This is a genomic window from Desulfoluna sp. (genome assembly GCF_030145185.1).
In the GTDB taxonomy this organism is placed as follows: Bacteria; Desulfobacterota; Desulfobacteria; order Desulfobacterales; family Desulfolunaceae; genus Desulfoluna.
Map to the genome: position 1 here is coordinate 35,130 of NZ_JAQYWB010000033.1, position 26,775 is coordinate 61,904.

Annotated in this window: 26 protein-coding genes; 8 read left to right on the forward strand and 18 right to left on the reverse strand. The window is 56.6% G+C overall.

Going from position 1 to position 26,775, the window contains the following annotated elements; all coding sequences use genetic code 11:
- Positions 1-96 precede the first annotated feature (96 nt).
- The 5 genes from Q1Q75_RS12145 to Q1Q75_RS12165 form a co-directional block, all read right to left on the reverse strand.
- Complete coding sequence (locus Q1Q75_RS12145) at positions 97-1,341, reverse strand: MltA domain-containing protein (RefSeq protein ID WP_300670812.1); 1,245 nt, start codon at positions 1,339-1,341, stop codon at positions 97-99.
- Positions 1,338-2,786, reverse strand: coding sequence for a DNA recombination protein RmuC (gene rmuC, locus Q1Q75_RS12150; RefSeq protein ID WP_300670814.1), 1,449 nt, complete (start codon positions 2,784-2,786; stop codon positions 1,338-1,340). Before rmuC ends, Q1Q75_RS12145 begins: the two co-directional genes overlap by 4 nt.
- Positions 2,787-3,269 (reverse strand): cyclic pyranopterin monophosphate synthase MoaC, encoded by a 483-nt coding sequence (gene moaC / locus Q1Q75_RS12155; RefSeq protein ID WP_300670816.1) that lies wholly within the window; start codon positions 3,267-3,269, stop codon positions 2,787-2,789.
- Positions 3,270-3,744: 475 nt separating this feature from the next.
- Positions 3,745-4,116, reverse strand: a complete 372-nt coding sequence (locus tag Q1Q75_RS12160) for a molybdenum cofactor biosynthesis protein MoaE (protein WP_300670817.1) — start codon at positions 4,114-4,116, stop codon at positions 3,745-3,747.
- 137 nt (positions 4,117-4,253) lie between these two features.
- A complete protein-coding gene (locus Q1Q75_RS12165) occupies positions 4,254-4,868 on the reverse strand; it encodes a molybdenum cofactor guanylyltransferase (protein WP_300670818.1) in 615 nt (204 codons plus the stop codon).
- A gap of 335 nt (positions 4,869-5,203) precedes the next feature.
- Here Q1Q75_RS12165 and pyrR point away from each other — a divergent pair, with 335 nt between their 5' ends.
- Together pyrR and Q1Q75_RS12175 are read left to right on the forward strand one after the other, a co-directional pair.
- Complete coding sequence (gene pyrR, locus Q1Q75_RS12170; protein ID WP_300670820.1) at positions 5,204-5,743, forward strand: bifunctional pyr operon transcriptional regulator/uracil phosphoribosyltransferase PyrR; 540 nt, start codon at positions 5,204-5,206, stop codon at positions 5,741-5,743.
- A gap of 9 nt (positions 5,744-5,752) precedes the next feature.
- Entirely contained in the window at positions 5,753-6,256 is a 504-nt protein-coding gene (locus tag Q1Q75_RS12175) for a molybdenum cofactor biosynthesis protein B (protein ID WP_300670823.1), read from the forward strand.
- A 131-nt stretch (positions 6,257-6,387) separates the two neighbouring features.
- On the opposite strand, the gene Q1Q75_RS12180 is transcribed toward Q1Q75_RS12175, so the two are convergent.
- On the reverse strand, positions 6,388-6,879 hold the full coding sequence (locus tag Q1Q75_RS12180; RefSeq protein ID WP_300670825.1) for a phosphate-starvation-inducible PsiE family protein: 492 nt from the start codon (positions 6,877-6,879) through the stop codon (positions 6,388-6,390).
- Positions 6,880-7,074: 195 nt separating this feature from the next.
- On the opposite strand from Q1Q75_RS12180, the gene Q1Q75_RS12185 reads away from it, so the two are divergent.
- The 6 genes from Q1Q75_RS12185 (at position 7,075) to Q1Q75_RS12210 (ending at position 13,871) form a co-directional block, all read left to right on the forward strand.
- On the forward strand, positions 7,075-7,893 hold the full coding sequence (locus tag Q1Q75_RS12185; protein WP_300670827.1) for a phosphate ABC transporter substrate-binding protein: 819 nt from the start codon (positions 7,075-7,077) through the stop codon (positions 7,891-7,893).
- A gap of 122 nt (positions 7,894-8,015) precedes the next feature.
- Entirely contained in the window at positions 8,016-8,993 is a 978-nt protein-coding gene (gene pstC / locus Q1Q75_RS12190; protein ID WP_300670829.1) for a phosphate ABC transporter permease subunit PstC, read from the forward strand.
- Positions 8,990-9,874, forward strand: coding sequence for a phosphate ABC transporter permease PstA (gene pstA / locus Q1Q75_RS12195; protein WP_300670831.1), 885 nt, complete (start codon positions 8,990-8,992; stop codon positions 9,872-9,874). The genes pstC and pstA overlap by 4 nt, the downstream gene beginning before the upstream one ends.
- A 593-nt stretch (positions 9,875-10,467) precedes the next feature.
- A complete protein-coding gene (gene pstB, locus Q1Q75_RS12200) occupies positions 10,468-11,247 on the forward strand; it encodes a phosphate ABC transporter ATP-binding protein PstB (RefSeq protein WP_300670834.1) in 780 nt (259 codons plus the stop codon).
- A 42-nt stretch (positions 11,248-11,289) separates the two neighbouring features.
- On the forward strand, positions 11,290-11,952 hold the full coding sequence (phoU, locus tag Q1Q75_RS12205) for a phosphate signaling complex protein PhoU (RefSeq protein ID WP_300670837.1): 663 nt from the start codon (positions 11,290-11,292) through the stop codon (positions 11,950-11,952).
- 284 nt (positions 11,953-12,236) lie between these two features.
- The gene (locus Q1Q75_RS12210; RefSeq protein ID WP_300670840.1) at positions 12,237-13,871 is read left to right on the forward strand and encodes a glycosyltransferase family 39 protein; all 1,635 of its coding nucleotides are present in this window, start codon (positions 12,237-12,239) and stop codon (positions 13,869-13,871) included.
- 121 nt (positions 13,872-13,992) lie between these two features.
- Here the strand turns inward: Q1Q75_RS12210 and Q1Q75_RS12215 are convergent, their stop codons facing one another.
- From Q1Q75_RS12215 to Q1Q75_RS12270, 12 genes are all read right to left on the reverse strand, one after another.
- Positions 13,993-15,762, reverse strand: coding sequence for an ATP-binding protein (locus Q1Q75_RS12215; RefSeq protein WP_300670842.1), 1,770 nt, complete (start codon positions 15,760-15,762; stop codon positions 13,993-13,995).
- A gap of 57 nt (positions 15,763-15,819) precedes the next feature.
- Positions 15,820-16,518, reverse strand: coding sequence for a response regulator (locus tag Q1Q75_RS12220; protein ID WP_300670845.1), 699 nt, complete (start codon positions 16,516-16,518; stop codon positions 15,820-15,822).
- A gap of 434 nt (positions 16,519-16,952) precedes the next feature.
- Positions 16,953-17,081, reverse strand: a complete 129-nt coding sequence (locus tag Q1Q75_RS12225) for a hypothetical protein (protein ID WP_300670847.1) — start codon at positions 17,079-17,081, stop codon at positions 16,953-16,955.
- A 64-nt stretch (positions 17,082-17,145) separates the two neighbouring features.
- Positions 17,146-17,382 (reverse strand): hypothetical protein, encoded by a 237-nt coding sequence (locus Q1Q75_RS12230; protein WP_300670849.1) that lies wholly within the window; start codon positions 17,380-17,382, stop codon positions 17,146-17,148.
- A 310-nt stretch (positions 17,383-17,692) separates the two neighbouring features.
- Positions 17,693-18,472, reverse strand: coding sequence for an alpha/beta hydrolase (locus Q1Q75_RS12235; RefSeq protein ID WP_300670851.1), 780 nt, complete (start codon positions 18,470-18,472; stop codon positions 17,693-17,695).
- Entirely contained in the window at positions 18,465-19,028 is a 564-nt protein-coding gene (locus Q1Q75_RS12240; protein WP_300670854.1) for an inosine/xanthosine triphosphatase, read from the reverse strand. Before Q1Q75_RS12240 ends, Q1Q75_RS12235 begins: the two co-directional genes overlap by 8 nt.
- Before the next feature lie 294 nt (positions 19,029-19,322).
- Positions 19,323-20,618: a helix-turn-helix domain-containing protein gene (locus Q1Q75_RS12245; RefSeq protein ID WP_300670857.1), complete on the reverse strand. Its 1,296-nt coding sequence runs from the start codon at positions 20,616-20,618 to the stop codon at positions 19,323-19,325.
- Positions 20,619-21,008: 390 nt separating this feature from the next.
- On the reverse strand, positions 21,009-22,817 hold the full coding sequence (locus Q1Q75_RS12250) for an acyl-CoA dehydrogenase (protein WP_300670859.1): 1,809 nt from the start codon (positions 22,815-22,817) through the stop codon (positions 21,009-21,011).
- A 340-nt stretch (positions 22,818-23,157) separates the two neighbouring features.
- Complete coding sequence (locus tag Q1Q75_RS12255) at positions 23,158-23,787, reverse strand: TetR/AcrR family transcriptional regulator (RefSeq protein WP_300670861.1); 630 nt, start codon at positions 23,785-23,787, stop codon at positions 23,158-23,160.
- Positions 23,788-23,989: 202 nt separating this feature from the next.
- Positions 23,990-24,994, reverse strand: coding sequence for a radical SAM protein (locus Q1Q75_RS12260; RefSeq protein WP_300670864.1), 1,005 nt, complete (start codon positions 24,992-24,994; stop codon positions 23,990-23,992).
- Positions 24,995-25,176: 182 nt separating this feature from the next.
- Positions 25,177-25,731 (reverse strand): cyclic nucleotide-binding domain-containing protein, encoded by a 555-nt coding sequence (locus tag Q1Q75_RS12265; RefSeq protein WP_300670866.1) that lies wholly within the window; start codon positions 25,729-25,731, stop codon positions 25,177-25,179.
- A 168-nt stretch (positions 25,732-25,899) separates the two neighbouring features.
- A partial coding sequence (locus Q1Q75_RS12270; protein ID WP_300670868.1) for an ATP-grasp domain-containing protein occupies positions 25,900-26,775 on the reverse strand: 876 nt, incomplete at its 5' end.

Consider the following 26,775-nt stretch of genomic DNA (forward strand, 5'->3'; position numbering starts at 1 on the left):
CGCTTTCAAGGTGGTTTTTGCTACAGTGGCTTCGCCACCTTGCCGCCGGAGGCACGTTTTTGCCCCGAACTTTAACCATAGAAGGCTGCTTGTTCCTTACCTTACCGACGATTTCAGGACGAGAAAATAAAGGGTTCCCGAGTGTTTCATGTGGCCCGCCGTCATTTCGGCTTCGGGGCCGTGGCCGGTAAACAGGTCCACCCGTCCGGGTCCTTTGATGGCCCCGCCGGTGTCCTGATTCATGACAAAGCGGCCGAAAGGTTTCCAGGAGAGAACCTCTTCAGGGGTGGTTTCAGCGGGCTTTTCCGATTGGATAAAGGCAATGCCGCAGGTGGGAAAAAGACGTTTCTGAGTGGCGATGGAGCGCTTAGGCGTCACGGAGACGTTGTAGCAGCCAATGGGGCCTTCGACCTCCGTTTTAAAAAAGACCATGCTGGGGTTGTAGTTAAACACCTCCTGCTGGCGATGGGGATTCTCTTCCAGCCACCGACAGATCGACTGCTTGGTGACCTCCTCTTTTTTCAAGGCCCCTTTCTGGATCAAATACCGGCCGATACTGCGGTACGGGTGACCGTTTTTGGTCTGGTAATGGACTCGCAGCACCTCGCCATTTTCCATGGTGATCAAACCCGAGCCTTGAATTTCGAGAAAAAACAGGGCCACGGGGTCGTCCACCCAGGCCAGGGGCTCGGCCCGGTCCACCAGGGAGGTCCCATCTCCCACCTCCTGGCGAGCGTAATACGGCACCACCGATTGGTTTTCCGACACCCGCCCGATGAGATGCCGTTTTCCCGCCCCTTTAACCCCGGGGAATTTCGAGAGATCGATGGTCACGAGGTCATCGGGCCGTGACAGCACAGGATAACGATACCGATCTGTTTTTTCCGTATGGCCGGAGAGCTCGGCTTCATAATATCCGGTAAAGAGAACGGTTCCCTCTCCATCGTGCCCGGTGGAGCGGTACACGCTGTAATTTTCTTGAATAAATCGAGAGAGGGCTTCGGGATCATGGGTCTGCTGGATGACATAAAGAAGGGCCACGGCAGAACGCATCATGGTATCAAGGCTGTAACGATCTTTGCCCAGGGTGAAGGTGCGGGACATCGGCTGGCGGCGATAATATGCCAGGCTTTCGATAAGCGCCGCCTCCAACCCGTCAAACCCCATGTCATCGACAAAAACCGGGTATGTTTTCTCCCCCGGAGTCACCCGGACGAGCGGGGGGAGACCCTCTGCGGTCCTTTGGTGAACACCGGCACAGCCGGTTGTCAGCAATAGACACAGCACCCAAAGAAAAAAACATGGCCCCCGGCGTCCGAGGGTCTTCCTGTCTGTCATCATCCCGCCTCCACGCGCCTCGGAACCGTTTCGACAGGCTCCGGCGATTCAATGATCGTGGTCTCCTTCTCCCGCACACCCAGCCCCTCAAAGCGCCGTGCCGACACAAAAAGACGCCGTTCAAAAGAACCGGCGAGCTGATTGTAGGTGGAGGTCACCTTGCTGAGATCGCCCCCCAGCTTGTTGAGATGCGAAGCAAAGGTCACCATGCGGCTGTAAAGCTCCTTGCCCAGCTCTTGAATCTCCAGGACACTGGCCGCCGCCTGTTCCTGGCGCCATCCGTAGGCCACGGCTTTTAAGAGGGAAATCAAGGTGGTGGGTGTGGCCAGCACCACGCCTTTTTCAATGCCCTCTTCAATCAGCTCCGGCCGCTTGGACAGGGCCGCAGAAAAAAAACTTTCCCCGGGGATAAAGAGGACCACAAACTCGGGGGCGGGCTTCAACCCGGCCCAATAGGCTTTCCCGGCCAGGACCTGCACATGATGCTGGAGGGCCCGCGCGTGATCGGCAAGGTGCCTTGCCTTTTCCCCTTCGGTGGTGGCTTCCATGGCCCGCAGGTAGGCGGCCAGAGGCACCTTGGAGTCCACGGCGATGCGCCGCCCTCCGGGGAGTTGGACCACCATGTCGGGCCGCATGCCGCCGCCCTCCCCCTTCATGCTCACCTGCTCAAAAAAATCGCACCGTTCCACCATGCCAGAGAGCTCGGCCACCCGTTTCAAGGTGATCTCCCCCCAGCGTCCGCGCACGTTTGGCACCTGAAGAGCCCCGGAAAGTTTGGTGGTCTCCTTCTGAAGTTCATCGTGGGTCCGTGTCAGGGTCTCCATCTGTTCGGTGAGGGCGCCGTAAGCGTTCTCCCGCTGCATCTCCATCTGGCGGACCTTTTCATCGTAGGCTTTCATGGCCTCGGTGACGGGGGCCACAATCTCTTTCACCGCGTCGCCCCGCCTCTCAAAATCGCGTTTGGCCTCGCCGATCACCGCGTCCAGGGTCTCTTTGGAGAGTCGGGCAAAGGTTTTCGAGTTTTCCGTCAATGCATCGGCGGAGACCCCCTTGAGCATCTCCCGGACCTCCTCTTTCTGGGCCGAAAGAAGGGCCACCTTTTCCGCCATGGACTCCCGCTCACCGGCAAGTTCGGCTTCCAGGCCTGCCAGCCGTGCCCGGAGGAGGATCTCCTCCTCTCGTTTTTCGGCCAGCAGCCCCTCGCGCTGGCTTAAGGTCTCCTCAAGGCTCAGAAGATGAGAAAGCCGGCCCCGGGCTTCGGCGGCCTCGCCGGAGAGGGCAAAAAGGCGTTCTTCCTGGGCCTCCCGAGCTTCCAGGGCCTCGGCAAGGGCGCGCTTCACCCCTTTCAATCGCAACGAGGCCATGCCCCAGGCCAGCCCAGCTCCCGCCACCAGCCCCATCCCAAGAGAAGGATGCATCAACGCCTGAACCACTCCACCCGGCTCCATCTAAGCCCCTTCCCGCTGATAAACGCCGGACTTACCGCCACTTTTGGCCATCAGACGAACCCCTTCGATGGTCATCCCTTTGTCGTAGGCTTTGCACATGTCGTAGACCGTAAGCGCCGCCACTGACACTGCGTACAGGGCCTCCATCTCCACCCCGGTCTCCCCCTTGACCCGCACCTCGGCCTCAATGCGAAAGGCGTGGAATTCCGGCTCAGGATAAAAATCAACCCGCGCTCCCGTGATAAACAGAGGGTGGCACATGGGGATGACCTCGCTGGTCCGCTTGGCCGCCATCACCCCGGCAATCCGCGCCGTCTCCAAAACGTTCCCCTTCTTCACCCGGGTGTCTGTGATCCGCTCGAAGGTGTCGCGAGTCATCACGATACGCCCTTCAGCAACGGCCCGGCGATCGGTGGGTGCCTTGTCTGTCACGTCCACCATGCGGACCGCTCCGTCGTCATCAATATGCGTAAACTCTTTCATAACAACCTTTTTTAAATAGAAATGCCTTCGATGGCAAGGTGGCGCCACCTTGAAAGCGGGTTTGCGAATGCGCATCAAGTCTCGTTATTTTAAGCTGTAATGCGTCCGCATTCGCGTGAAGGGTAAGGATATGCGAGGTGCACCACACGCGCATAAACTGGGGGTGTTTCCGTGTCCATTCACGGGTTGACATGAACCGGAGTAACTCCAGCGGCGAGGTGGCGAAGCCACTGTCGCAAAAATCACCTTGAAAGCAGGCTTGCAAATGCTCTACCCCGGATATTTCACGAGTTGGGTGCGCTCATATGCAAGGCATCAGAAATTTCATAATAACGCCGCTGTGATTTGACCCGAGGAACGAGGGTTAAAGCGCTGCGGCAACCTGCTTTCAAGGTGGCTCACCTTGCCGCCGGAGGCATCGCTTTTTGTATGATTTATTTTTACGCAGGCCCTACGCCTCGCGCCCGAATTCACATCACGCACCCACCACAAAATGCTCCGTCTTCGACGTCACCTCGGCCTTCACGGCATTCAAAAGCCCCTCCAGGGTTGAGATCACATTTTCCCGAACATCGCCGGCCACGACAATGGCCATCACGTCATCCCCCACGGAGAGGGAGGTCTCCTCTTCGATGGCGACAAGAATCTCCACAATGCCGTCCCGGCCCCGATACTCGGCCATGAGCTCGTCCAGGCGCTCGTGGTTCACATGCACCGTCAGTCCCGTCACCGCGCGCCCGTCCCGGGAACTCTCCCGCACCACCCCGTTATGGGCCAGCACCATCCCCGCTTTGCCAAAATCAGGGTGGGCCTTGATTTCACGAATCATTTGATCAATTTGAATCATTTTTTTTGCCTTTTTAAGGATAAATGAACCGCCTTTAAGCACCAGACGTTATGGGGAATCACCGCAAGGTCCCCCCAAAAGGACGAGGGAAGGAGGTCTTTCTCCTCCTCTTTTTGTAACGCTGGAGGTATCCGAGGTTAAAGGTCTCGCTCTGTGTCAAGGAGGGACTGGGCCCACGCGTAGTCTTCCGGGGTGTTGATATTAAAAAAAGTCCGCAACTCTGGATCAATTCGCCGAATCGCCTCCTCAGGGACTTTCCGGGTCCTTTTCCTGCGAAAAAGGCTCTGAATTTTGTAGCGGCCTTCGGCCAGGCGTCTCTCGGCCAGCTTGAGGTTTTCCCGGGAATAGGCCGCACAGAGAGGTTCCAGTCCCTTGCTGGTCTCCGGCACCACGATGGTGGATCCTTCGGAGCGACAGGAGAGAACCAGCTCAACCATCGCGCGGGAGAGAAAGGGGTTGTCGCAAGGGGCAACAAAAACCCAAGGGGTTTCGGCATGAAAAAGAGCGGCATGAATCCCGGCGAGAGAACATCGTTCAGGGAAAATATCCGTCACGATTTTTACATCAAACTCCAGAAAAGCCTGGGGGTTATTGGAGACCACCAGCACCTGACTGAAGATCTCATTGAAAAGGGCGAGGGTCCGTGCAATGACGCTTTCTCCTCCCAGTTCAAGAAACGCCTTATTGGTTCCATTCATCCTGGAATTCAATCCGCCGGCCAGAATCACGCCGGTACAATCAAAAATTCCCATTCGTATCGTCACTCCCTCGTTGGTTAATGGGGAAAGTCTGTCAAAAATAATACGCAAAATCAAGGCATTTCAAGAAGAGGGAACCACGGGTTTTCCGCCTCTTTTGACCATATTTGACTTGATCAATCACCCTTCAATGAGATAAAAATAGAGGATTGATGTCTCTCGCACCTGCGATGGTCATCCCGCAGCCATCGGACTGTTTGTCTATGGCATCGTCAACCCCTTGCATGCCCGTAAGTGAACCGCCCTTCCACACCCACGCCTGACGATCCAACGACAAGGTATCGGCAAGACGTTCCAAATACAGGCATCAACTTCATTGGGAACCTGCTATGAGCACCGCCACTGTTCTTCTCGACGCCACGGGCATCAAACGTGCCATCACCCGCATGGCCCACGAAATCATCGAACACCATCGCGGAGTCGAAAAACTTGCGCTGATCGGCATCCAGACCCGGGGGGTCTTCATCGCCAGGCGTTTGCGCAAAGAGATCGAAAAAATCGAAGGGATGGAAGACAAAACCCTCCCCTGCGGAGAGATGGACATCAATCTCTACCGTGACGACTGGACCCGCATCAGCCACCAACCCATCGTCAAACCCACCGAGATCCCCTTTGAAGTCAACGATCGAGATATCCTTCTGGTGGACGACGTCCTTTATACCGGCCGCACCATCCGAGCCGCCATGGACGCCCTCATGGATTTCGGACGGCCCGCACGGATCAACCTGGCCGTTCTGGTGGACCGCGGCCACCGGGAATTCCCCATTCAGCCCGATTACACCGGTAAGAAAGTAGAAAACGACTACGATCAACATGTCAACGTCCTGCTCAGCGAGCACGACACATTCGATCAGGTAACCCTTGACTGAGAGGTAATTATGGGAACCCAAGAGCACAGAAAAGAGAGCAAAAAGCAACTGAAGGTAGCCATTGTCTCCGTCTCCACCACCCGCACCCTGGACACCGATGAAAGCGGGGCATGGATCGAAAAACAGGCCCAAAAAGAGGGGCACGAGATGGTCTCCCGCCGGGTGGTCCCGGATGAGGAAGGAGAGATACGAAAAGCGATTCGAGACATCGCCCGTGACCACGACGCCGATGGCATCATTGTCACCGGCGGCACCGGCATCACCGCCGGAGACGTTACCATTGAAGCCGTTCGGCCCATGTTCCGCAAAGAACTTGCCGCCTTCGGCCCCATCTTTGCCCAGCTGAGTTTTGACGAAATCGACTCGGCGGCCATCCTCTCCCGAGCCACCGCCGGCATCGTCTCCGACTCTGTGGTCTTCGTCATCCCGGGAAGCCTCGCCGCCTGCAAGCTCGCCTGCAAAAACCTGATCTTCCCCGAGCTCGGCCACGTCTCAAAACACGCCCGGGGATAAGGGTTCGCAAAGGCTCCTCGCCCTCGCTTGCCGCGCCGTAGCCCAATGACGCAGGTTATGCGGCATCCCCCCCACACGGGAGCAGCCCGTCAGTGAATGTGATCGACCCGAGGATCGAGGATTGGGAGCATTCACGAACCCGGGGTGTAGCGGACGGCCAGGGTTCGGATGATGCCGAGGCTGACAAGAAGCAGGGAAAAGCCCATGAGGAGTTCCCAGGAAGGGCCTTTTGCCTCGTTTCGATAGAGGGCGATCATCACTTCACGCACCACAAAGAGGATGGCCGGGTCCATCATGGTGTGGAGCCGGATCCTCTGGGTGCTGAAGAAATCCACAAACCCTCTGAAGAGTTCTAACATGACGAGAAAGGAGAGCACCTCGGCCACCACGGAGGTGAAGCCCTCTCCGTTGAGGCCATGCAGCAGCTTTCCCGCATCCATCAGCGTTTTCCCCAAGGCTACGGCCAAAACCACGATGATGTAGACAATCATGATATTAACCATCACCTCCTGGGTGATGAAAAAAATTTTTCTTGGATGAATGGTCTCCATCCATCGGCCGACACGTCCCGGCTCTTCCCTCTCCCTGTGCCTTTGCCCTATGGGCTCATTGATCTGTTCCATGGGGCGAGTATCCATCCCCTTTGTGTGAGCCGTGTCAGCACCCCATGAGGATTTCGCATCAAGCGATCTTCATCAAGCCACAAAACCCTCACCTCCCCCTAACCAACGCCTAACACAAGGTCTCTATCTTCTCTGGGAAACCATTGAGGCCCCTGGCCTCGAACCCTCATCGCAATCCCCCACAGGAGAGACACCATGAAAAAGCGTATCGGATTCACCCTCTTTATCACCGCCCTCTGCCTGGCAGCGACCGTCTCAATGGCATCGGCCGGCCAGCTCGTTCTTAAGGGATCCACCACCGTTCTTCCCATTGCACAGAAAATATCCGAGGCCTACATGGCCGCTCACCCTGAGGTAAAAATCTCACTGTCCGGTGGCGGCTCCGGCAACGGCATTAAAGCGGTCCTGGACCAGACCTCGAACATCGGCAACTCCTCGCGCTTCATCAAGGGCAAAGAGGTGAAGCTGGCCGCAGAAAAAGGGGTCCTCCCCGTTCCCCACCGCATCGCCCTGGATTGCATCGTGCCGGTGGCCCACCCCGAGAACCCCGTCACCGACCTCACCCTGGATCAACTCAAGAAGATCTACCAGGGCAAGATCACGAACTGGAAAGAGGTGGGCGGCGCCGACAAAAAGATCGTGGTGATCTCCCGGGACAGCTCCTCCGGCACCTTTGATGCCTGGAAAAGCCTGGTGATGAAAAAAGAGCGGGTCACCCCCCGCGCCCTGACTCAACCCTCCAACGGCGGGCTCGTCACCCAGGTCGCCACCACAGAAGGAGCCATCGCCTATATCGCCCTGGGGTACCTGAATGACGAGGTCAAGGCAATTCGAGTCAACGGGATTAAAGGATCCGCCGAAACCACCCTCAACGGCCGCTACCCCATCAGCCGACCCCTCTTCATGTTCACCAACGGCTGGCCCAAGGGAGAGACCCTCTCCTTCATCAACTTCATCCTCTCCCGAAACGGCCAGAGCTTGGTTGAAGAGGCCGGGAGCATCCCCCTTTACTAAGAACCGACCACGGCCCGGCGACGACGCTTTTGACCGACACGACCCTTTCCAGGGTTCGTTTCGGTCACCCCCGCCGGCAAACTCACCAAAGTCAGCCTTTTGTTTGGAGCAGGAACCCTCACATGAAACATCGTGAAGCCGCACCCATCGCCACCCGTACGCATCACGACGCCCCTTCGCCGGTCGCGGAAGGGGCCGTCAGAGACTCTCTCACGAGACAACACACGGCCTTAGGCGATTGGACGGCCCAATCCTTACTGTTTGTCATCTCTCTGGTCTCCCTCTTCGTCTTAGGGCTCATCATGGCCTTTCTCATCATGGAGGGAGCCCCGACGTTCTCCTTTGTCTCCATCCGGGAATTTGCCCTGGGCCATCTCTGGTACCCCACGGATGAGCCCCCCGATTTCGGCATCCTGGCCCTGATCATGGGCTCCCTTTCCGTGACCCTGATCTCCTCTCTGATTGCCGTGCCCTCGGGAGTGATGACAGCCATTTATTTATCGGAGATCGCCCCTCCCCGGGTGGCTGAAATCCTGAAGCCGGCCATTGAACTGCTCGCCTCTCTCCCGTCCGTGGTGATCGGATTTTTCGGCATGGTGGCCGTGGCGCCCCTGATGCAGCAGCTCTTCGATATTCCCACAGGCCTTAACCTCTTTACGGCCTCCATCATGCTGGCCTTCATGTCCATCCCCACCATCTGCACCATCTCGGAAGACGCCCTGCGAAATGTCCCCGTCACCTACCGGGAGGCCTCCCTGGCCCTGGGGGCCACCCCCTTTGAAACGATCTCAAAGGTCACGGTGCCCGCAGCCCTTTCCGGCATCACCACCTCCATCATTCTCGGCATGTCCCGAGCCATCGGAGAAACCATGGTGGTCCTGATGGTAGCCGGTGGCGCAGCCATCGTGCCCACCTCCCTGTTTGACCCCATTCGCCCCATGCCGGCGAGCATTGCCGCAGAGATGGGGGAGGCCCCATTCCGGGGGGAGCACTACCACGCCCTCTTTGCCACAGGGATTACCCTCTTTCTTTTCACGATTCTCTTCAACGTTCTGGCGATGTCTGTCTCACGCAGGTATCGGCTCAAGGGGTCATCATGAGGCTCTCCATACAGAAAAACACCCTCTCCGGCAGGCGCGGAGCCATCCAGACTCTCTGGTTCCTCCTCTTCCGAGCCGCCGCAGGGATCAATGTGCTGGCCCTGTTTGCCGTCATTGGCTTCATTATCAGCAAGGGCCTCTCCGCCATCAGCTGGGAGTTTCTCACCGAGATGCCGAAAAACTCCATGACGGAAGGGGGCATCCTCCCCTGTATTGTGGGCACCTTCTCCCTGGCCATGGGCGCCCTGGCCGTGGCCTTTCCCGTGGGCCTGGCCACCGCCGTCTACCTGAATGAATACGCCACCCAGGGAAAAGTCGTGTCGGCCATCCGCTTTGCCATCGCCAACCTGGCCGGGGTCCCCTCGGTGGTCTTCGGGCTCTTCGGCCTCGCCTTCTTCTGCACCGTCCTCAAGATGGGGGTCAGCCTCCTGGCCGGTGCCCTGACCCTGGGGGTCATGAGCCTGCCCGTCATCATCGGAGCCTCCGAAGAGGCGTTAAAAGCCGTGCCGGACACCTACCGGGAGGCCTCCCTGGGGCTGGGAGCCTCCAAATGGCAGACCCTCTGCCGCGTGGTGGTGCCCTCGGCCCTGCCCGGCATCCTCACCGGATCCATCCTGGCCCTGGGCCGGGCCGCCGGAGAGACCGCCCCCATCATGTTCACCGGTGCCGTCTTTTTCACCCCGGACCTGCCCACCTCCGTCTTTGACGAGGTCATGGCCCTGCCCTACCACATCTATGTCCTGGCCACGGCAGGCACCCATATCGGAGAAACACGGCCCCTTCAGTACGGCACCGCCCTGGTCCTCATCACCCTGGTCCTGGGCATGAACCTCTGCGCCATTATCCTGCGCGCACGCCTGCGCAAGCGCAGCCGCGTGTAAATCAAGGGAAAACAATGGATTCTGTGGTTAAAGATCAAAAAAGGCCTCCGGCGGCCCTGCCGGGGGCTAAACTTTTGAAAAGTTTAACAAACAAGTTTGTAACTATTCAGCTTCATCCTATCACCGGAGGGTCTCTTTTTGAAAAAAGCTTCGCAAAAACGTTTCAGCCCGTAGGGTGCGGCTCCCGCAGCGTTCAACGTCACGCAAACCGCCGGCCCCGTCTCAACATTTATCACAAAATGCGGCGTTGCAGGTTTATCGGACGTTAAGCGGTGCGCACGGCGCACCCTACATTTCACCTCGACACGGTTACCAAAGGACAGACCCTTTATACGGTTTCCGTCTTCGCCTGCGGCTACGCCGTGACATGGGGGCACACCTTGCCGCCGGAGTTATTCCGGTTAATGTCAACCCGTGAATTGACAAGGAAGCACCGGCAGCTCATGCGCTTGCGGCGTTCGAGGCATCCCCTCATCCTTCACGCGAATGCGGAAGCGAGGTGTCCAGAGTACCGACAACCATAGAGCATTCGCAAACCTGCTTTCGAGGTGGCACCACCTCGCCGCCGGAGGCTTTTTCAGGAATGAAACCATATGACCCAAGAGAATAAAACAACCCACGACACCATCATCCAGACCCAGGACCTGAGCCTTTTCTATGGCGACTTTCAGGCCCTTCACGAGATCTCCCTCTCCTTTGCCCAGCGTGAGGTGACGGCCCTTATCGGCCCGTCCGGCTGTGGTAAAAGCTCTTTTCTGAGGTGCCTCAACCGAATGAACGACCTCACGGCTGGAACCCGCAGCGAGGGGGAGGTGGTCTTTGAGGGGAAGAACATCCTGGGAAAAAAAATCGACGTGGTCTCCCTGCGCCGCCACATCGGCATGGTGTTCCAAAAGGCAAACCCCTTTCCCAAGAGCATTTACGACAACGTGGCCTACGGCCTGGTGGTCAACGGCCTGAAAAACCGATCCATGGTGGCGGCTCGGGTGGAAAAGAGTCTCAAGCAGGCCGCCCTCTGGGAGGAGGTCAAGGACCGCCTCAACAAGCCGGCCCTGGGGCTCTCCGGGGGCCAGCAGCAACGCTTGTGCATCGCCCGGGCCCTGGCCGTAGAACCCGAGATCCTGCTCATGGACGAACCCGCCTCGGCCCTGGACCCCATCGCCACCCAAAAGATCGAAGAATTAATTCTCGAGCTGAAAGAACGCTACACCATCATCATCGTCACCCACAACATGCAGCAGGCCTCCCGTGTCTCAGACACCACCGCCTTCTTTTACATGGGCAAACTCATTGAGGTGGGCAGAACCAACGCCCTGTTCACCAAGCCAATCAAAAAAGAGACCGAAGATTACATCACCGGACGTTTCGGATAACTTTCAAGGAGGCACCCGCTTGCCGGGTGATTGAAACCAACCATGACCATTCACCTGCAACGGGAACTCGATAAAATCCGTCACATGCTCCTCTCCCTGGGCGCCCTCACCGAAAACCGTTTCAAACAGGCCATCCGCGCTTTAAATGAAATGGATGTGGAACTGGCTCGGGAGATCATCGATAAAGACGAGGAGATTGATTTGAAAGAGGTACAGATCGAAGAGGAGTGCCTCAAGGTCCTGGCCCTGTACCAGCCGGTGGCCAGCGACCTGAGATTCCTGGTGGTGGTGATCAAGATCAACAACGATCTGGAACGCATCGCCGACCAGGCCGTCAATATTGCCGTGCGCATCAAAACCCTGGCGGGCAAACCGGCCCCTGATTTTACCTGCGACTACACCCCCATGGCGGAAAAAGCCGGCCTCATGCTGAAGATGAGCCTGGATGCCTTTGTGCGCCAGGACGATAAGAAGGCAGAACGGGTCCGCCAGATGGATGAGGAGGTGGATGCCATGCGGAACAACGCCTACGACCGCATCAAAAAGGCCATCTCCAGAGCCCCGGATAAAGCCGGTTACCTCATCAACCTCTTTCTCGTCTCCCGGCATCTGGAACGCATGGCCGACCACGCCACCAACATCGCCGAAGAGGTGATCTACATGCGACGCGGCGAGATTATCCGGCACACCGAGACCTTCGATTAAACCCACAACGGGGAGACCCCGGCACCGAATCATTCCGGCGTCTCCCCGTTCTCCCCTGTCCCGGTTTCCTGCCGAAACATCCCCATGAAATCTTCTTGACTTTTTGCCTTCAATATCTAATGCTTCTCAACTGATAACATTGGCTTTTTAAGTAAACGAGTTTATCATCGTACGCCTGTCACCGCCTCTTTTCCTTTGCCTGGACAGGCCTTCGTACGCACACAGGCCATCATCAATCAACATCGGCCCACCCTCCCCCGCTGGGGCCTATACTGCAGACAACCATGGTCCGAATCGACAAATCACGGGTCGCCCTTTCTCTGACCCTTTTGCTGATGGTGATTTTTGTTCTCCCCTTTGCGGGAATGAGGGGTGAGGCTCCCTTTGTCACCGACGACCCGATCGCGGCGGCGGCGGCTCTTGATATGACCGGTTCCCCCGATCGCTCCCTGGACCTCACCCATGAATTCCTGACGGACCTTCCCCCCCTTTATCCCATGGCCGCCGCCCTGGTGACCCATGTCATGGGTCCCTCCATCGGCGATAGGGCCTCCCTTCGCCTTACCTCCGCTCTTTTCAGCTTGGGAACCCTGGTGCTCTTCTATTTTTTCGCCCGGCGATATGGAAACAGGCATTTTGCCCTCCTGGCCGTGGCTCTTTTGGCCACGATGCCCGGCTTTGCCCTGGATTCCAGCAGCATCGGACGCGATGCCGCCCTTGGGTTTTTCCTCCTGGCCTCGGTGATCGCCATCTCCCTCACCTTTTTCGACGAATCGCCCCTGTGGCTCCTTGGGGGGGGAGTGGCAACGGCAGGCGCTTTTCTTACCGGTGCCTGGGATGGCCTCGCCCTCACCGGGTGTCTCTGGGGCTTCGGTCTCATCTGGTTTCTCGCCACACAAAAACCAAGCCTTGCCACAGGGGTTCGGTATCTTTTTTTCCACCTGACCGCGCTCCTGGCATTCCTTGTCCTCACAGGGGCCGGCATCGCCACCCAGATCATCGCTCACCCCAGGCCCCGCTTAAATGATGGCTTCTGGATTCCTTTGGGCACCCCCACCCTCTCCCCTGATCTTCCGACGTTGATGCTGAACGCCCTGGCCCTCACCTGGCCCTGGACGCCTCTTTTTTGCCTCTATATGGGGTCCTCCTTCGCCGGAGCCCTAAAAAACAGAGGGGTTGACAAGACCCCTCTGTTCCTCGCCGCCTGGTTTTTCTCGGCCCTTGTCCCCCTGCTCTCCGGTACCACGGGAATCACGCCCATGCTGCCCCCGCTGGCCCTTATGGCAGCCTTTGCCTTTCACGGGACGCTTCCCAGGTGGATGCATCACTACGCCACCCTCTGGTCTTCCGTGGTTCTTGGCGGTCTCTTTCTCATGGCCCTCTCACCGGCCTTTCGTCCCCTGATCAACCCGGCGGAAAATGAGCTGCTGCGACGGCTTCTCACGAACGGTCCCCACACCATCCTCGCCGCCGCGGGATTTCTTCTGGCGGCCATGACCTGCCTGGTAAAAAGCATTCCCTTAACCCGAACGGGGCGTCTTATCACCCTCACCGCCATTTTCTGGGTCGCCCTGTTACACGGCCCCTTTGCCACCATGCCAGTGGAGGAACAGGCAGAGATTCAACCACTGATCACCGCATTCCAAACCCACCCCCACAAAAAAACGGCAGCCTTCGGTGTGGATCGTCAACTTCGCGCCTCCCTTTGCTTTTACGGACACCTTCACCTGCCCCCCATGGACAATCTGGAACGCTGTTACGACATCCTGAAAGGTGGAGACCCGGATTTTGATACCCTCTTGATGCAGAGCAACACCCGGGACCATCTCCCGGAAGCCCTCTCCATGCTCCCCGTCACCATTGTCATGCAACTGCCTCTCCATAAAGGGGGCTGCCTCCTCTGGGTCAAGGGCCGGTAATCCCTCTTCGAATCGCCCCCCCTTTTTAGACAAAAAAAGCCCGAGACACCCACGGAGAATGTCTCCCGTCGTCTCGGGCTTTTGCCCTCATCTCTTTCATCTCAACACCCTCCCCGACGGGTCAGGCCTTAAGGCTCAGGGTAAACACAGACCCCGCCCCAGGGACACTCTCCACCCGCACCTCCCCTTGAAGAAGATGCATCACGTGCTTTACAATGGCCAGCCCCAGGCCCGTGCCTCCCAGGGCGCGGCTCCGGGCGCTGTCCACGCGGTAAAACCGTTCAAAAAGCCGAGGAATGTGTTCAGCGGGGATCCCGCATCCCTGATCAGAGACGGCAATCTCCACCCGATCGTCCCTGGTCTCGACAGAGACCGTGACGGTGCTCCGGGGAGGGCTGTATTTCATGGCGTTGTCCAGAAGATTCACCACCGCCCGCTCCAGAAGCCTGGGGTCAAATTGAGCCAAAGCCCCCTTGTCCCCTGTGACCTCAAGGATGAGCTCCAGCTCCTCAGCGCGTGGAGACAAAAGAGAGAGGCTGGAGGCCAACACCGCGTCCACAGGGGACACCCTCAACGGAAAACCTCCCGGGTGCTGCTGTTCGATGCGGGAAAGCTCAAGCAGGTCTTCAATCAGCTGCGCCATCCGATCCACGTTTTTTTCGATGATGGTGTAAAAGCGATCATGCCTTGGAGGGATCACCTCTTTTTCCAGAAGAATGGTCTCCACGGCTCCCTTGATACACGTCAGCGGGGTGCGCATTTCGTGGGAGGCGTTGGCGGCAAAATCTCGCCGCATGGTCTCAAGTTGACGCATTCGCGTCACATCATCAAACACAAGCAGGGTCCCGAGACGCACCTCTCCCACCCCACGCAGGGGCGTACTCCGAATATGCAGGAGGGTCTCCCGATCATCCCAGAGCTTCATGTCCTCTTCCAGGGTCCCGAGGGTGCCGGACGCCTTCTCCACGAAGCGGAGAAGGGACATATTTCGAATCGCTTCGGACACGCCAAAGCCCACCCCCTCGCCGGGAATCACCCCAAAAATTCCGCGGGCCGCCGTGTTCATGCTGATGATGGTAAAATGCTCATCCACGGCCATCACCCCTTCCACCATACTGGAGAGCACCGCCTCCATTTCATTTCTCTGGCGAGTGGTGGTCTTAATCCGCTCATCAAGCTGCTGCGCCATCTGATTCATGGACTCTGCCAGGCCACCGATCTCATGGGAATCCGGGACGTAGAGGGTGTGACGGAAGTCTCCCTCGGCAAAGAGACGGGCGCTTCGCTGCATCTCGGCAATGGGCCGACTGATTTTCCGCGAGACCATCAGGGTGATAAGCGCTGCCACCAGGGCCGTGATCCCCCCCCAAAGGCCAATACGAAGACGCACGATGCGGGCCTCTTCCTCTAATGCCGTCATGGGCAAGGCCGTTCGAACCACCCCGATCACCCCGTCCTCCTTCTCCATGGGAACCGCCACATACATCATGTGGGTGGACAGGGTCGAACTGAAGCGGAGGGAAGAGCCGGTCTTCCCCCCCAGGGCTGCCACCACTTCCGGACGGTTTCCATGGTTTTCCATGGTGGCCGGATCCCTTGTGGAGTCCCCCAGAACCCGTCCATGACGATCGATGACCGTCACGCGGCTCCCCGCGCTTTGGGCCGCCTCCTTGCAATAGGCATCCACCCGCCCGAAGCGCGCCTCGTTTATCAAGGGGGCGACCCGAAGGCGCATGACCCCTGCCAGGGATTCCAGATCCTGTAGGGTTTGTTGATGATAGAAGGATTTCATGGAGGCCAGGAAAAAAAAACTCACCGCGATCAGCGCGACAACGATGATGCCCAAATAAGAAGGAAAAAGTTGCCAGAACAGTCGTTTACGTCGTATCATAGATTTTTTGCCTGTATCAAGGGTCCATGCATTTCAAGGGCAGGAGGGGAGGCCGAATCACATCTCTTTAAACCGGTAACCAATCCCCCGAACCGTCTCAACATAGAGTGAGCAGGCACCCAACTTTTTACGTAACCCCGCCACAATCACGTCCACACTGCGGTCTGTTACGGCATAGTTGTCCCCGCGAATCCCGTCCACGATCTGTGACCGGGTAAAGACCCACCCGGGGCGACGGGCCAAAAGAAGCAGCAGAGAAAATTCTGAAAACGTCAGCTCAACCGCCTCTCCGCTCACGTTCACCTGCGCCCTGCCGGGACGGATTTCAATGGCCCCTAAAATCAGAGCGTCATCGGGCTCCGCCGCTTCAGCCTTTTTTTCCGAGCGCCTCCGGACCGCACGGATCCGAGCCAGAAGTTCTCGGGGGCTGAAGGGTTTGGGTAGATAATCATCTGCTCCAAGCTCCAAGCCCGTCACGATATCGGCCTCTTCGCCTTTGGCAGAAAGCATGACAATGGGAATGGCGGCCGTCTCCGGGTTCCCCTTTAAGAGTCGGGTCACCTCCAGCCCATCGATCCCCGGCAGCATCAGGTCAAGAACGATGAGGTCCACGGCTTCCTGTCGGGCTATAGTGACGGCGCGCTCTCCACTGCCGGCACAGGCCACCCGAAACCCCTCACGCTCGAGATTGTACTTGATCAGCTCCTGAATATCTTCTTCATCATCCACGACCAGGATATACGCTTTGGGATTCATGAGTCTCTCCATGGAATAAGGGGTAAGATCGAACGTCTTGGAGCCACCGAGGCTGAACTCGTTTTAATACGTTTTTATGAGCGTTTTGTTAGGCCCCTGAAAAAAGTGCGGCATGGCCCCTTTTTCTGTCCTCTTCGGGGCCTTCTTTATGTACCCTGACGGAACGCTCATTTCACCTTTTTTCTGATGGGTTAGCCTCATTAAAGCCCCCCTTTGATAAAAAAAGGCGGGGTTCACAATGAACCCCGCCTCTTTTCAGGTGGTCTGAAAAACGCTTGTGGAAGCCCCGTGCCATCCCGACCTTGCCGTGTGACATCGGAAGAAGCCGCCATGGATTGGTGAAGGCCTGCCGACTCTGCCCTTTGATGCAGAGACTCTGAAGGATTATCCCTCCTCAGAAAATCCCCGAGGGAAAATATACCGTGAGATACGCGCTAAAAAGCCAAGCCGTCGATCAGCGAGGCGTCGGCGAAAAAGACCTTTGCCCTCAAAAGCCCCACGGCTGCGCCGCTCGTCACCACGTCGCCTCCACTTGGGATAGGTATCAAAGTGAAATCGCGCATTCTGGTGCGCTCTCCTCTCCTGAATGATTGTCATCTGTCACCCCCTTGCCGTCTCGACAGCCGCTCATGCAGGGCCTTTGTCACACCCACTGCTCCAACGCCCCATGCGGAACCACCCGAAACGACGCTCGAAGGAACGTCGCCGTTCCAAACTGCATCGGCTCTCCCCAACACCCTCTTCGGTACTGTGAAGCAACCCATATCCCAATCGACGCTCAAAGGGCTCCCGACGGTCAAAGCCAAAACGTCGCTCCAAATGAGCCATATGGGATATTTCTTCAGTATCTATTTGAATAATCATGCACATACGACCTCCCGGCGCAAAGCAAATCAGGCACGGGACGGGAAAAAGAAGGGGGGAAAGAAGAGGAGACACACAAGACAGGATCATCAGAGATGGAATCGGTGTTGGCAGCGCCCGGCCGTCGTTCTCACCCTTACCGAAGGACAGGCCCCCCGGCAAAGCTGCCACGCCAATATGTTGATGCCATTACACTATACACCCGTTGCAACGAAGGATCAAGACGGGACAAAGAAGAGAAAAACAGACCTCAGGAAACCGAGAAGCAGGGTTGCCCCGGCGTTCTTTCATCCGGAGAACCCTTGGGTACCTACCGGCCTGTACCGCTTAGAAAACGAACCACCGCATCGACCACCCGTCCCCGCTTCTCATGATGGGGAACATGGCTGCAGTCCTCCACCTTAAGTGAGATGGCCCCCGGAACAGAGCGGCAGATGGAGGCCACCTGGCCCCAGGTTCCGTAGGGATCGTTGTCCCCTTGGATCACCAGGGTGGGGGCCATCACCGAAGCCAGGGTCCCGGTGATATTCCAACTGCGATGACCGGAAGAGAGCCAGGTATCGGCCCAGCGCCGAAACGCTTTCTCTGTGTTGGCGCCGTGGTGTCGGGATAACTTCTCACGAAAAAGGCCCCTGGCAAAGGAGGCATCCGCCTCGGCGATGCCACTGAGGGTCAGGGCATCCACATACACATGGCAGGCCTCGACGACGATCCCGGCCGTTCGCTCGGGGAACAAGGCCCCGAACAAAAGGGCGATGGTACCGCCATCGCTGTGGCCAAAGAAATGGGCCTGCTCCACGCCCAGAGCGTCCAGCATCGCCGGAAGCATGGATTCCGCTTCATAGAGAGGGTAATGGGAGTTGGCCTCCCACTGGGTAAGCGGCGAGGACTTTCCGTAACCCCAGCGATCCCAGGCCCAGACCGTACGCCCTGTGGCCAGACTGAGCGCCTCAGGGAAATCGTGCCACATCCCCACACAGCCCAACCCCTCATGCAGAAGAACAATGGGATCGCCAGCCCCTTCTTCCCCGTTCACACACACGGCGTAGAGCTCTTGCCCCAGAACGGAAACGGTCTGCTCATCACGCATGGGACCGGCCTATCCCTCCTGCTGTCAGGGCCACCAGCGCCATGGTCACGGCCGGGACCATGTAATCGGCACGGGTGACGGCTCCGTCTGACAGAATCCCGATGAGCCCTTCCGCATAACCGATACGCTCGTTTTGGGAGAGGCCGGCCCGATGCACCGCCTCATCCAGCTCGCAATGCCCGTCCACCACCATGCGGCAGACCTCTGCCGGCAACTCAAAGGCCGGTCCCACACCGCGATAAAAAGAGACGCCATCATAAATCACGCAGGCGGTGAGATTCATGTACCCGGTGTCTGTCCCGGCCATGGGCACCAGACCGGACTCCAGCCCCACCCCGTAGCCACGCCCCCCATAAGCCCCAAAAGCCCGATTGTCCGCGCCTTTGAGGGTCTCTTCATACCCCACCGGCTGATCGGAGACCCCGGACGGGGAGGCGTTGGCAACAAAGGAGGCCGCCTCAAAACCAGGAAACCCGGCAAAAGCTCGCTTCACCGCATCCAGCTTGTTGGGGTTCCCCGACCCCACGGCCACCTCGCACGCTTCATTCAACATCATGACACGCAATCCTTTTCCAAAGGCAACAATTCAGCCTATAAAATCAGCCTTCTATGGTTAAAGTACAAAGCAAAACCTGCCTCCGGCGGCAAGGTGGGGCCACCTTGAAAGCGGGTTTGCGAATGCTCTACGGCTGTTGAAATTCTTAGCACCTCGCATCCGCATTCGCGTGACGGCTGAGGGGTGGCAACGGATGTCGCAAGGGCTTGAGCTGCCGGTGCTTCCGTATCCATTCACGGGTTGACATGAACCGGACTCACTCCGGCGGCGAGGTGTGGCACCTCGAAAGCGGGTTTAGACCTGCCGCAGCTTCAGCCAGAGGATCACAGCCTTCTCCTCCCCTTTGTTTTTCCAGCGGGAAGGGGTGCGTTCCACCAGGTGAATCAGGGAGCCTTTCACGGCTTCGAGGTCCCGGCTGCCGCTCTGGAAAAAAACCGTGCCTTCGATGACATAGCCGACCTCTTCGCACTTCTCGTCAAAAAAATGCTGTTTGATCACCCGTCCCGGTTCAATCTCCAGGAGCCACACCTCAAAGCCCGTGTCGCCCCCCGACGGAATCAGTTGACGGATCCCCCCCCCTTTTCCGGTAATACCGGGGATATTGACATCCTGCCACTGGGACGGTTCATAGACCGGGGTCGTCTCTCCGGATGAGTTATCAGAAAAAAAGGAACCCGTCTCCACGGCCAGGAGCTCCGCCATGCGAAACAGGGCGGGCAGGGAAGGATAAATCTGACCATTTTCTATCTGGCTGATGGTGCTGGGGGTGACCCCCACCTGACGGGCCAGCCCTGTCTGGGAGAGACCTGCCGAGGTGCGAAAATGCTTGAGGCGGCTTCCGATGTCGATGCGGCCCCATCCTTTCTGGTCCCCGGACCCGAACACCACCTCCCCATCGCGCACCCAGTACCCCTGGGGTTTGTTCAAGGGCCCGTGTTCACGGCTCTCGGCTTTGATGAGGTTGAAAAAAAACTTTCCCCGTTTGACGGAGAGTTCGATGACCACCTGGGCGATCTGGGCGATCCCGGCCTTGAGGCGATCGCTGTGGGCGCGGTGTTCAATCAGCCAGTAGGCGATGGTGCTGAGTTCATAGAGTTTGGGGCAGGTGCGGGTATAAAACTTCAGGATCCGCTCCTCATCGCCCCAGAGATCCTGCATGCCGGTGATGGATTCGAAGATAAACCGTGTGTCCAGGCCATTGTCGGAGAGCGTTTCCTCCAGGGCCCGGGTCAGGGCTTCCGGGTCCGAAGGATTCTCCACCAGAGTGACGTGGGCATTTTTCTCAGGTGAACTGTAATATTTGAGAAAAAGTTCACTGCCCCCCCCTTTGCCGTGGGTAAAGCAATCAAGAACGGTGAGTCCGGGGGCGTCGGCAAGGGATCCCAGTTTTTTTACAAGGTTGTTGGGAGATCGGTCAAAACTGACATAAATCACCGGTTTCTCTTCCCGGGCGGAGGCTTCCATCAATTTCAGGCAAAAATCGGACGCGAGGCTTCCCGAGTCATCATGCCAGATCACGTTGTCCCCGATCCGAAGTCCGTCGAGGATCTCATCCACTTTACCGATACCGGTTCCCGCCTTTTGGTGCATGATCACGTCCTCAAAGTTTGATAAACCACAAAAAAAATGGCGCGCAATTTTTCTGGGGCCCATCCGGGTTATTGCTGGTCAAAAAGAATCCATGTTAAAAAAAAACCGTTGCCCCAGCCTCAGAACAGCCGCGGCGCACTGCTGCATGGCAATATACAGTTTATCTAACGTTATTCGCATCCTGCTTTCAAGGTGTTTTTGCCTGAGTGGCTTCCCCGCCCTTGCCGCCGGAGGCTGCTTTTATGCTCTGGATCGGTCCTTTTATTCAAGGCCCTTGGAAGCCAGGCCCCCTTATAATAACAAAACCCGGAAGAGGATGCGAGGCAACACTCTTCCGGGTTCAACGTTCATCACAGATCCGGGATCAATCCCTTATCGGTGATCTGTCATCTATCCAATAAAGGCGTCTTCAGGCATTTCCATGATAGAGCTGGTAAGGGCTTTCACGGAATCCATCTTGCCAAGACCCACGGGCAGCATGTGCTCGATAAAGAATCTGGCCGTCATGACCTGACCTTCGTAGAAGGCTTTGTCCTTTTTCTTGGCTTTTTCAATCTTCGGCTGAGCCACGGCTGCTCTCCAGAGATGCATCCAAGCCATCATCAGATCGCCACAGCACTCCTGGAAGAGCGTTGCAGAACCAAATGCGTCGAGAATTTTCTCGCTCATGGCGGCACCGCCGATGGCCATGGCACATTCACCCACCTTGTTCAGAGCCGCTTCAACCTTGGCAGCCAAATCGTCGAGACCGGCTTCCTTGGCCAGAGCCATGGTGGCCTGGATTTCACCCATCAGGTCCATCATGGGCTTGCCCTTCTTCATGCCGAGCTTGCGGCCGAGGAGGTCCATGGCCTGAATACCGTTGGTCCCTTCGTAAATCGCGGTAATCTTGCAATCACGGAGAAGCTGTGACTGGGGATACTCTTCGATGAAGCCATACCCGCCGTAAACCTGGATCCCGATGGAGCATACGTCAAAGCTCTTATCGGTGCAGTAGCTCTTGGCAACGGGAGTGATGATTTCAATGAGGCCGTTGAACTTATCCTTGATGGCCTCATCTTCGCTGGTACCCACCTTATCAAAGCAGTAACCCATGTAATAAATCAGGGCGCGCATGCCCTCAACATAGGATTTCATGATCAGCAGGTTGCGGCGAACGTCAGGGTGCTGAATGATGGGCACACCTTTGGGCTCTGCATCGAGCATGGAGAGCAGGTTGGGGCTCTGGATACGCTCTTTGGCATAGTTCACTGCGTTCATGTAAGAGGTGGTGGCAAAGCCATGACCCTGGAGCGCCACACCCTGACGGGCTTCGTTCATCATGAGGAACATGGCTTTCATGCCCTTGTTCTTCTCACCGATGAGGGTACCGCGACATTTTCCCTTGCCGCCGAAAGCGATGGAGCAAGTGGCGTTACCATGGATGCCCATCTTGTGCTCAACACCGGTAATCACAACGTCGTTCTCTTCGCCGATGCTGCCGTCTTCGTTGACCCAGAGCTTGGGAACAATGAACAGAGAGATCCCGCGGGTACCGGCGGGGGCACCTTCGATACGGGCGAGGACAGGGTGAACCACGTTGGGAACGAGGTCGGAGTCACCGCCGGAGATGAAGATTTTGTTGCCCACGATGTTGTAGGTGCCATCGTCATTGGCTGTGGCGATAGACTCAAGGGCGCCCACGTCGCTGCCTGCGTTGGCTTCGGTGAGGCACATGGTGCCGCCCCATTCGCCGGTGTAGAGTTTTTTCAGATAGAGCGCTTTCTGAGTATCTGACCCCAGGGAAGCGATGATGTTGCCACACCCATGGGTCAGGCCGGGGTACATGAGAAAGGCGCAGTTGGCACCGGTGAAGAGCTCACCGCAAGCCAGGGCGACAGCGTGGGGAAGGCCCTGACCACCGACTTCGGGATCGTCAGCCATGGCAACCCACTCACTCTCACAGAAGAGTTTGTAGGGCTTGTGGAATGAGGGGGGAACTTTAACGGAACCGTTCTCAAGCTTAACGCCTTCATCATCTCCAAGCTTCTGGGTGGGAAGGATTTCATTGACGGCAAGTTTTCTGGCTTCAGAAAGAACCATATCGATGGTTTTCTTATTGAAGTCACCGTATTTTTCGGTCTCGGAAAACTGAGCGACGTTCAACACTTCATGAAGAACGAAATCCTGGTCCCTGCGGTCTGCAATCTGTTGTGCCATACCTAAATCTCTCCTTATTTTAAGACATTGTAAGATTATTTAAGGCATCTTAAAGGCCTTGCCAGTTTTAAAATATAGTACGATTTCCTTCCCTTACAGCCCTTTCCACCAGATCATTATTACGCAAAGCAGAACTATGTTTATCTTATCTCAAAAATAATCAACCAAAACCGATGCTGTCATCCCGTTCCGATGGGCCAAACCTTGGATTTGGAGGCTCAGGATGCCTGATAAGATTTCCAAATATAGATGTTACCAGTGGAAAAGCTCTAATTATCAATTTAATGCGTCATTATTCCAGATTTTTACCTGTCGGTCAATAATTATCCCGACACCCCGGTCACTCTGACACACAGAACCCCTTGGTCAGGAGCTCAAACGACCGATTCAACCAGGATTCGATATCATAGGTCTCCCGGCTCCCAGAAACCCAGGGCCAGATAGCGGAAAAAATAACCCCGTAAAACAGGGAAGAGAGATCCTCGGCAGGATAGGGCCTGAACTCGCCTTTATCCACCCCCTCCTGAAAAATCTCGGTGTACACAGCCACCATTCGGTCGTGCATGCGATTGATATCCGCATTGAGGTCGGGAGCCAGAATCATATCCACGCTGCTTCGAAGAGAGATATACACCCGAACGAAGGCCTGATTGTTTCTCAGGAATTGAGCGTTGGCCATGAGACAGGCGTAAGCCCTTTCCTTGGGAGACAACTCCTTCCGAGAAGCCGCTTCAGCGATCAGACGCCCCAAACGGATGCCTCGATCCATCACCATGTCATGAAAGATCTGTTCTTTCCCGGTGAAGTATTTATAAATCGTCCCCAGGGGGTACTCCGACTGCTGACTGATCTGAGCCATCGTGGTGCCGTAATACCCTCTCTCTGCAAAAACAGAAAGAGCTGCTCCCAGAATCTCTTCTCGACGCCTTTTGTATTCACGCTCCTTTCTGCTCGGTGCCAAATCTGTCACGCATCCTCCATCGTTCATGAAGTAAATTTTATATTATTATGACGTATAAATCTGTCAAGATGTTTCTCCACGAATGGATGGAAAAACCGAAGGTACCGAAACATCAGGGCATCCGCTCTCTTGCCCCGACTCTACCCGATATAGTGGAACCCCCCGGAGAAGCCTTCAACATATTGGGGTTTATACGCCTAATACTCGAGAATTACGGCGTGATCTCTTCCTTGAGAAGGCAACAGGCAACACGCCACTCCGGGGCACCATTTTCTTTGTATACAATGTTTCCGGGTTGAATGATCCGGTTCATGACACAGCCCTCGGCGATGGACAAATCAAAGAGATCGCTCTCATTAATCCGGGGGGCCTTTTTCAACACGCCCTCCTCAATCACCATGGAGTGAACAGAATAATCCTCACACAGCGGGCAGCGATAGACGCGGCCATTGGGAAAAAGAAAGAGGTTGTCCGCCACGTTGCCGGCACACTCAAAGGGTTCCCCCTCATCGAGAAACACTTTGGGCCAGGTCACCTTGATCCCGCGCCGCGCAGCCTCCTCCACCACCTTCGGCACCACCTCCATCCAGTGATCCCGGGTCACACGCATGAGGCCTTCTTCTTCGGCCTCTTCCCGGGCCGAGTTGCCCCGGATCCCCAGCACCTGAATAAAAAAGTGTTCCACCCCCCATGCCTCCAGGAGGGCCGGCATCTGATCCAGTTCATGGAGATTGGCCCCACTCACCGTATAGATCAGACTGGTGGAGAACCCTTTGGCCACCCCTTCACGAATCCCCTTCACGCAGGTTTCCCAGCAGCCTTCACCCCGCAGGGCATCGTTGGTTGGAGCGGTGGCCCCATCCAGACTGAAGGAGAGGGCGTCCACCTCTTCGGGGGTCACCTTGTTCAGAATATCGTGGAAGAGATACCCGTTGGTATCGATGGTAATGGAGGCGTAGCCAAGGGCTCTGGCCGTCTTCACGGCGCGGGCGAGATCCGGGTGCAGGGTGGGCTCTCCGCCGAGAAAGATGATATTGGCCTCTTTAGAACGCGAGGCAAAAAGAGCCAGCCATTCTTCAATGGTCTCGATGGGCAGGGTGTTGCTTCCGTGCTGGGGGGGATTGATATAGCAGTGGCGGCAGGAGAGGTTACACGCCGTCAAGAGATGAAAAAACAGGTTGGTGGCGTCTTTTGTAAAGGATACAGTCTTTCGCATGGTTTGTCCTTCTCATCTGGATCTTCAGACAGGGGAGCCTCCCGGACAATCTGCGATCCAAACACGGACAAAACCCTGCAGCATCGGTAAGAATGGACGATGGTCCTGACAAACGTCTAAAAACCTTTAGCGATCCCCCTGCCAGCGAGGGGCTGGAGCCTGGGGGGTATCTTCGTCCGACATCACTGCTGCGAGCCCTCAATGTGACGCCTGATGATGACATTCATCTTTTCTTCTCTGATGCGCTGAAGATCCTGTTTGGTCTTGATCAATTCTTCGTTGGTCGCCCGAAGGCGAATGGACATGTACTCGGCAAAAATACGGTAGAGAAGCAGAAGAAAATCGAGGCGTTCATCGTGATCAGCCCCATCCCCTTCCAACTTTTCCCCGGCCATGGTGTTGACGGCAATGCAGGTCGTCCGACCAATGGCCGTCACGGTGGCAGAGCGCTTCAGGGAGTCAATAATCCGCATTTCCCCAAAGAGTTCCCCAATCTTGACCAACCGGGTAATCTCCACCTCTTCCTTGGACACCCGGACGGAACCGGCGAGGAGAAAATAGAGCCAGGGATCCCGATCCCCCTCTTTGATGATCTTCTCACCGTCTTCGTACTCACGGATTTTACTCAGCTTTAAGAGTTTTCCGAGGTAACGGGTCTCGAAATTCTTCAAAGCAGGAATGCTCATGAGTTTCTGGATATTCTGGATGTTATCCTTGAGATATCGCGTCTCGATCATGAAGCCTCCAGCCTCCTTTCAATAGAGATCCACTGTCGTCCCTTCTGCACTGCCGAACCAACTTTCAAACTAATCTGTGTTTGCAGATTATTCAATAAAAATTGTTGGAAAGAACTTTTTTTGAAGCGGACAGGAAGACGCGGCACGGGCCGCGCCTTCCTTGGTTTTTTAGATGTGATAATCCTGAAGCGCCTTAACCGCGCAACTCTCTTCTTTCAATCGGGCAATGGCCCGGGCCACCGCCATGGCACCCGTCAGGGTCGTGGCAAAAGGCACCCTGTATTTCAAGGCGGCCCGACGGATCTTATACCCATCATGGGTGGTCTCGCTGGAGGCCGATGGGGTGTTGATCACCAGTTGAATCTCTTTGTTTTTAATGGCATCCACCACGTGAGGCCGCCCCACGGAGACCTTGTTCACCAGAACATTGGAGATCCCGTTTTTCGTGAGAAAATCAGAGGTTCCGCTGGTGGCCATCAGGGTGAAACCCAAGGCTTTAAACAGGGAGGCCGTGGGCAGCATCTGACCCTTGTCGCCCTCTTTGACACTGATAAAGACAGTGCCGGAGAGGGGCAGGTCATCGCCGGAGCCGATCTGCGCCTTGGCATAAGCCATGCCGAAATCATCGGCCATGCCCATCACTTCTCCTGTGGACTTCATCTCGGGTCCCAGCAGGGTGTCCACATGGGGAAAGCGATCAAAGGGCATCACCGCCTCTTTCACGGAGATATGCTTGGGCACAAACTCTGTCAAAAGACCCACCTCGGCCAGGGTTTTCCCCAGCATCACCTTGGTGGCCAGCTTGGCAAACTGAATCCCGGTGGCTTTGCTCACAAAAGGAACGGTACGCGACGCCCGGGGGTTCACCTCAATGATATAGAGTCGGTTGTCCTTGATGGCATACTGCACGTTCATCAGCCCCACCACGCCGAGTTCTTTGGCCATGGCGCGGGTGGCCTCGTGGATCTCATCCATGAGACGATTGGCAATGCTCATGGGCGGGAGCACGCAGGCCGAATCCCCGGAGTGTATCCCCGCCTCTTC